We start from the raw sequence: 6,262 nt of genomic DNA on the forward strand, positions 1-6,262 counted from the left end.
GCTCAAGGGAATCGGCTGCTCAGCCGGGGATGAGCCCGTCGTCGTGGAGCATGGCGCGCACCTCGTCGAGCGTGGCGTCGGGCGACGGCAGGATCAGCCCGGACGGCTCCAGCGAGTCGTCCGGCAGCGGGGTGCCCAGCCGCCGTACCCCGTCGAGCAGGGCGCCCAGCGTGCGCCGGAAGCCCTCCTCGTCGCCCGACTCGATCGCGGCGAGCAGTTGGTCGTCCAGCGTGTTGAGCTCGGCGAGGTGGGCGTCGTCGAACTCCACCTGGCCCTCCCCCATGATCCGCGCGATCATCACGGCCTCCTCGTTGAGCCGTCGAGCCTTCGGGCCACTGTGCCGGGCCCCGGGTGCCACGGACGGCAGGGCGCCGGGGCCGGTGAGAACTCACCGCCCCGCGGCCCCCGCCCGCGGCCGGTCCCGGGCGCCTACTGCTTGTCGAGCCTCGGGGTGTCCTGGGGCTGCGCCTGGCTGTTCTGGCCGCCCTTTCCGCCCTCGATGGCCTGCTGGCTGCTGCCGCCGGCCAGCTCGGCCTTCATCCGCTGGAGCTCCAGCTCGACGTCGCTGCCGCCGGACAGGCGGTCCAGCTCGGCCTGGATGTCGTCCTTCGCGAGCCCGCTCGGGTCGTCGAGCGCGCCGGAGGCCAGCAGCTCGTCCAGGGCGCCGGCCCGGGCCCGCAGCTGCTCGGTCTTGTCCTCCGCCCGCTGGATGGCCATGCCGACGTCGCCCATCTCCTCGGAGATGCCGGAGAACGCCTCGCCGATCTGGGTCTGGGCCTGGGCGGCGGTGTAGGTGGCCTTGATGGTCTCCTTCTTCGTGCGGAAGGCGTCGACCTTGGCCTGCAGGCGCTGGGAGGCCAGCGTCAGCTTCTCCTCCTCGCCCTGCAGCTGCGTGTGCTGGGTCTCCAGGTCCGCGACCTGCTGCTGCAGCGCCGCCCTGCGGGACAGCGCCTCGCGCGCCAGGTCCTCACGGCCGAGCGCGAGCGCCTTGCGGCCCTGGTCCTCGTACGTCGCGGACTTCTTCTGGAGCTCGGTCAGCTGCAGCTCGAGCCGCTTGCGGGAAGTGGCCACGTCCGCCACGCCCCGTCGCACCTTCTGCAGCAGCTCCAGCTGCTTCTGGTACGAGTAGTCGAGCGTCTCGCGCGGGTCCTCGGCCCTGTCCAGGGCCTTGTTGGCCTTCGCGCGGAAGATCAGTCCCATCCGCTTCATGACACCGCTCATGGGCCTCGCGCGCCCCCTTCTCGGCAACTGCTCCAGCACCTCTACAGACCCAAGCCTACGGGCCATGGTTCCATTACCGCACTGTTCGGGTGCGGATGCGCTCATCCCCAAGGACGATCACGGTTCGGTGACCTCAGGCCCAGGGAGTAGGCGAGGGGCTGGGGTGACGCGCCCGTCTCACGTAACCTGGGAGGCGTGTTCCGACGTCGTTCCCAAGATGAGCAGGTCTCGACCACCTCGGTGCTCGACGACCAGCCCCGCGACCCGCAGGCTCCCAAGGGTCGCCCCACGCCCAAGCGCAACGAGGCCCAGACCCTCCGGCGCAAGACGGTGACCGCGCCGACCGACCGCAAGGCGGCCACGCGGCAGGCCCGTGACGCCCGCAGGGCGGACATGTCCAAGCAGCGCGAGGCGCTGCAGAGTGGCGACCAGCGCTACCTGCCGGCCCGCGACAAGGGACCGGTGCGCAAGTTCGTGCGCGACTACGTCGACTCGCGGATGCGCGTCGCGGAGTTCTTCCTCCCGATCGCGGTGCTGATCCTCGTGCTCAGCATCGTGCGCGTGGGCTCGTTGCAGACGATCTCCCTGCTGCTGTGGCTGATCGTCATCGTGGCCATCGTCGCCGACTCGCTCATCACCGGGCTCCGTCTCCGCGGGCAGCTGCGTACGCGCTTCCCGGACCAGAGCACCAAGGGCGCCGTGGCCTACGGGCTGATGCGCACCCTTCAGATGCGCCGGCTGCGCCTGCCCAAGCCGCAGGTCGCACGCGGCACCAAGCTCTGACCGCGGGGTACCCCGGCCCTGGGGCCGCCGGATTCGCCGGCGGCGCGCAGGGCTGGTTGGCGCGCCTGGGCGGGCTCCGGAACACCGTCCGCCAGGAACTGGTCGCCCGCCAGCTCGACGAGCAGCTCGCCGCCCTGCCCCGTGCGACGCACGGGCCGGGCGGCGCGCCGCGCGCGCTCCGGGTGCTGGACGTCGGCCCCGGGCAGGGCACCCAGGCACTGCGTCTGGCCCGTGCCGGCCACCGGGTGACCGGGCTCGAGTCCGACCCCGCGATGCTGTCCGCACTCCAGGCCGCGGTCGCCGCCGAGCCGCCGGAGGTGCGGGAGCGGTTCACCGTCGTGCACGGTGACGGCCGCGAGACCGGCCGGCACTTCGACCCCGCCTGCTTCGACGTGGTGCTCTGCCACGGCGTGCTCATGTACCTGCCCGACCCGGAACCCGTGCTGGCCGGACTGGCCCGGGTGCTGGCGCCGGGCGGGATGCTGTCGCTGCTGGTCCGCAACGGGGACGCGCTCGCCATGCGGCCGGCCCTGCTGGGCGACTGGGAGCAGGCGGTCGCCGCGTTCGGCACCGCCGCCTACACCAACCGGCTGGGCCTGGCCACGCGCGCCGACCGCCGGGCGGACCTGACCGCGACGCTCGCCGGGATCGCGGTGCCGCTGCGTGCCTGGTACGGCGTGCGGGTGTTCACCGACGCGGCGGCCGACGGGGCGCGCGCCCCGCAGGACGCGCACGCGCTGCGCCTGCTGCTGGAGGCCGAGGAACAGGCCGGCCGCACGGACCCGTACCGCGGGGTGGCGGCGCTGCTGCACCTGTGCGGAGTGCGCTCCTAGGGTCTGGTCCCGGCCGGTGCGCATGCCCCGCTCCGCGGCGGTCACCGGGTCGTGGTGAGCCGCGGCCCGCGGTCGGCGCGGGACCCGATTGGGTGCGCGGGCCGGGCCCGGCACCGCACCGAACGCGACAATTCGGGCATGAGCCGATCGCACTCATCCCGCGTCCGACATACCCGCAACCGTCTCCTCGCGCCGGCCGCCGCGACGGCACTGAGCGCGACAGCACTGCTGGCCGGCTGCACCTCGTCGGGGTCGAGCACCGGTCACGCGGCCGGCCAGACGCCCGGCGCGGTGCAGGCCGCGGACCAGTCCACCTCGGGCGCCAACGACCTGCAGACGGCGTACATGAACGCCGTCAAGAAGGTGCTGCCGTCGGTCGTGTCGATCACCACCGACCAGGGCCTCGGCTCCGGCGTCGTCTACGACAGCAAGGGCGACATCGTGACCAACGCCCACGTGGTGGGCAACTCCACGACGTTCGAGGTGTCGCTGGCCACCGGCGGCAACCCGCTCGGCGCGAAGCTGGTGTCGTCGTACCCGGCCGGCGACCTCGCGGTGATCCGGCTCGACTCCGTCCCCTCCGGACTCAAGCCCGCGACGTTCGGGGACTCCTCCAAGGTCGCGGTCGGCACGATCGTGCTGGCCATGGGCAACCCGCTGGGGCTGTCCAGCAGCGTGACCCAGGGCATCGTGTCGGCGACCGGCCGCACCGTCAGCGAGAGCGAGTCCGGCGGCGGGACCGGCGCGACGATCCCCGACATGGTGCAGACCTCGGCGGCCATCAACCCGGGCAACAGCGGCGGCGCGCTCGTCAACCTCGACGACGAGGTGATCGGCATCCCCACCCTCGCCGCCACCGACCCGCAGCTCGGCAGCGGCGCCGCACCCGGCATCGGCTTCGCGCTCCCCGCCTCCACCGTCCAGCGGATCGCCGGCCAGATCATCAGCAACGGCAAGGTCACCAACTCCGGCCGGGCCGGACTCGGCGTGACCGTGCGCGGCGTGGTCGGGCAGGACTTCCAGCCGGCCGGGGTGGCCATCGTGTCGGTGCACAAGGGCGGCGCGGCCGACCAGGCCGGGCTGCAGGCCGGCGACGTGATCACCAAGGTCGGCAGCTCGCCGATCACCAGCGTCCAGTCCCTGACGGAGGCGCTGGCCGGCTACGCGCCCGGCCAGAAGGTGCCCGTCACCTACACGCGGAACGGCTCGCAGAAGACGGTGACGGTGACGCTCGGGACGCTGTGACCCCGTCGGCACCCCCGTCGTGACAGCGGCGGACCCCGGGACCGCCCTCCGGCGCCCGGGGTCCGCCGGCCGGGCTCAGAGCCCGGTGACGCCCGCGCTCTCGCTGCTCCCGGCGTCGCCGCCGCCCTCCGTGCCGTCCGTGCCGTCGACGCCCTCGACGCCTTCCGGACTCTCCGCGCTCTCGGCGTGCAGGCTCATCGGGCCGTACACCCGGGTCTCGTCCTCGAACAGCAGGGCCTGGTCGGCGCCGCCCGCCAGCAGCTCCTTCCAGACCTCTCCGATCCAGGACTCGGCGTCCCCTTGCGTGGTGAACTCCTCGGGCTCCACCGCGGGCGGCACCTCGGTGCCGTCGGCCTTCTCGAACCGCCACGTCCACGCCATGTGTCTCTCCTCGGTCCCGTGAGGTCGTCTCGGGTCGTCCTGGATCTTCCCCGCTCTGTCGGCAGGGTATCGGCACCGTCCAGGCGCGTAACGGGCATTCCCCGGCATCTCCGCCTGGCGGGCCGGACGCGCCGCCGGAGACGGGACGCGAGAGGATCACTTCCGTGGAACTGACTCTGCTCGGCACCGGCGGCCCCGAGGGTCTGCCGCTGCCCGACTGCCCGTGCGCGTCCTGCGCGCTCGCCGTCGGCGCCGGCGCCCGCGCGGCGACCGCCGTCATGGTCGACGGGGTGGTGCTGATCGACCTGACGCCGGGGGTCGCACTGGCCGCCGCGCGGGCCGGGCAGAGCCTGGGCGCCCTGCGCCTCATGCTGCTCTCCCACCCTCACGACGGGCCGGCCGTGGAGATCCCGGCGGGGCTGCCAGCGCCCGCCCGGGTGCCGGACGGCCAGCGGCTGCCGCTGATCACCGGCCACCGGGTCGAGGCCGTCGCCACGGACGCGCCGGGCACCGGGTACGCCGTCGAGTCCCCCGACGGTCTGCGGGCCCTCTACCTGCCGCCGGGCTGCGCGCCCGCCGGGCTCGCCGAGACGCACCCCGAGCCGTACGACCTGGTCCTGCTCGACGTGGTGGGACGGCCGGACGCGCTGGCGCGCCTGCGCGCGGCGGGCGCGGTCGCCTCCACCACCGACGTGGTCGCCGTCCACATCGGGCACAGCGCACCGCCGCAGCCCGAACTCGGCCGCCGGCTGGCCGCGTTGGGCGCCCGCGCGGTGCCCGACGGCACGACGCTCGTCGCCGGCGACTACCAGAGCGTGCCGGACGTGCCGCGCCGCACGCTCGTGCTGGGCGGGGCACGGTCCGGCAAGTCCGCCGAGGCGGAGCGCCGCATGTCGGCGTACCCCGAGGTCGTGTACGTCGCGACCGGCGGCACCCGCGAGGGCGACGCGGACTGGGCGCGGCGGGTCGCGGAGCACCGCGAGCGGCGCCCCGCGGGCTGGCGCACCGAGGAGACCCTCGACCTCGTCCCCCTGCTGGCCGACGGCTCGGGCCCACCGCTCCTCATCGACTGCCTCGGCCTGTGGCTGACCCACGTCATGGACGCGGCGGGCGCGTGGGACGACGAGGCGTGGCGCGACGGTGCGGGCCGCGAAGTGCGGCGCCGCACCGAGGAGTTGACCCTCGCGTGGCGGACGACCCGGCGCACGGTCGTCGCCGTCTCCAACGAGGTCGGCTCCGGCGTCGTCCCCGCGCACGCGTCCGGCCGCCGCTTCCGTGACGAGCTCGGCCGCCTCAACGCGAGCGTCGCCGCCGAGTCCGAACACGTCCTCCACTTCGTCGCGGGCCTCCCCCAACTCCTCCGCTAGCCCCCTCCCGGGGGGTCCCGCGACTCCACCTCGCCCCCCCGCGCCCCGCGCGGACCTGGCCCAGCCGCCGAGGCCCCGCGCCCCTGCGGGGCTCGTCCAGCCCCTTGCGGTGCGTTGCCGTGTCCCGGCCGGTGGCCGGTTGCTCGCGCAGTTCCCCGCGCCCCTGGCGGTGCAGGTTCGTGGGTGGGGTCAGGGGCCACTCCGGGAGTGTCTCCTCGAGCTTTGCATGGCGACTCTTCCCGGGACTTACCCGGGGCCTTGCAAAGCTCTGCGGGGACACACCCGGATCGTCCCCCTCCGGCCCGTCCCCGTCTGCGGGAGGGCGTTGGCTGTGCCCCATGTCCCCCGCCGCACGGTGGGTAAGCGGGAGGGGGTGGGGAGGAAGTGCTCCCCGCAGAGAAATGTGCGCGGCCCCCGGGCAACAACACGGAC

At 74.2% G+C, this 6,262-nt stretch carries 6 protein-coding genes and 1 pseudogene; 4 read left to right on the forward strand and 3 right to left on the reverse strand.

The window, feature by feature from the left end; translation table 11 throughout:
- Window positions 1-19: 19 nt before the first annotated feature.
- Window positions 20-298 (reverse strand): PspA-associated protein PspAA, encoded by a 279-nt coding sequence (gene pspAA / locus BMW99_RS10880; protein ID WP_069465701.1) that lies wholly within the window; start codon window positions 296-298, stop codon window positions 20-22.
- Window positions 299-429: 131 nt separating this feature from the next.
- Complete coding sequence (locus BMW99_RS10885) at window positions 430-1,221, reverse strand: PspA/IM30 family protein (protein ID WP_069465700.1); 792 nt, start codon at window positions 1,219-1,221, stop codon at window positions 430-432.
- Window positions 1,222-1,416: 195 nt separating this feature from the next.
- On the opposite strand from BMW99_RS10885, the gene BMW99_RS10890 reads away from it, so the two are divergent.
- The 3 genes from BMW99_RS10890 to BMW99_RS10900 all read left to right on the forward strand — a co-directional run bounded on the left by BMW99_RS10890 (window position 1,417) and on the right by BMW99_RS10900 (window position 4,082).
- Window positions 1,417-2,004 carry a DUF3043 domain-containing protein gene (locus BMW99_RS10890; RefSeq protein ID WP_069465699.1) on the forward strand — a complete coding sequence of 196 codons (588 nt, stop codon included), beginning with the start codon at window positions 1,417-1,419 and terminating at the stop codon, window positions 2,002-2,004.
- A 56-nt stretch (window positions 2,005-2,060) separates the two neighbouring features.
- Window positions 2,061-2,837 (forward strand): class I SAM-dependent methyltransferase, encoded by a 777-nt coding sequence (locus BMW99_RS10895; protein WP_075016695.1) that lies wholly within the window; start codon window positions 2,061-2,063, stop codon window positions 2,835-2,837.
- A gap of 138 nt (window positions 2,838-2,975) precedes the next feature.
- Complete coding sequence (locus BMW99_RS10900) at window positions 2,976-4,082, forward strand: S1C family serine protease (protein WP_075016696.1); 1,107 nt, start codon at window positions 2,976-2,978, stop codon at window positions 4,080-4,082.
- Between the two features lie 174 nt (window positions 4,083-4,256).
- Here BMW99_RS10900 and BMW99_RS10905 read toward each other — a convergent pair.
- Window positions 4,257-4,463, reverse strand: a pseudogene (locus tag BMW99_RS10905) (hypothetical protein); the annotation flags it as partial.
- A gap of 164 nt (window positions 4,464-4,627) precedes the next feature.
- Between BMW99_RS10905 and BMW99_RS10910 the strand changes: the two are divergent.
- A complete protein-coding gene (locus BMW99_RS10910; RefSeq protein WP_069465698.1) occupies window positions 4,628-5,830 on the forward strand; it encodes a bifunctional adenosylcobinamide kinase/adenosylcobinamide-phosphate guanylyltransferase in 1,203 nt (400 codons plus the stop codon).
- The last annotated feature ends 432 nt before the right edge of the window (window positions 5,831-6,262 follow it).

Source organism: Actinacidiphila rubida, from assembly GCF_900110255.1.
Classification (GTDB): Bacteria; Actinomycetota; Actinomycetes; order Streptomycetales; family Streptomycetaceae; genus Actinacidiphila; species Actinacidiphila rubida.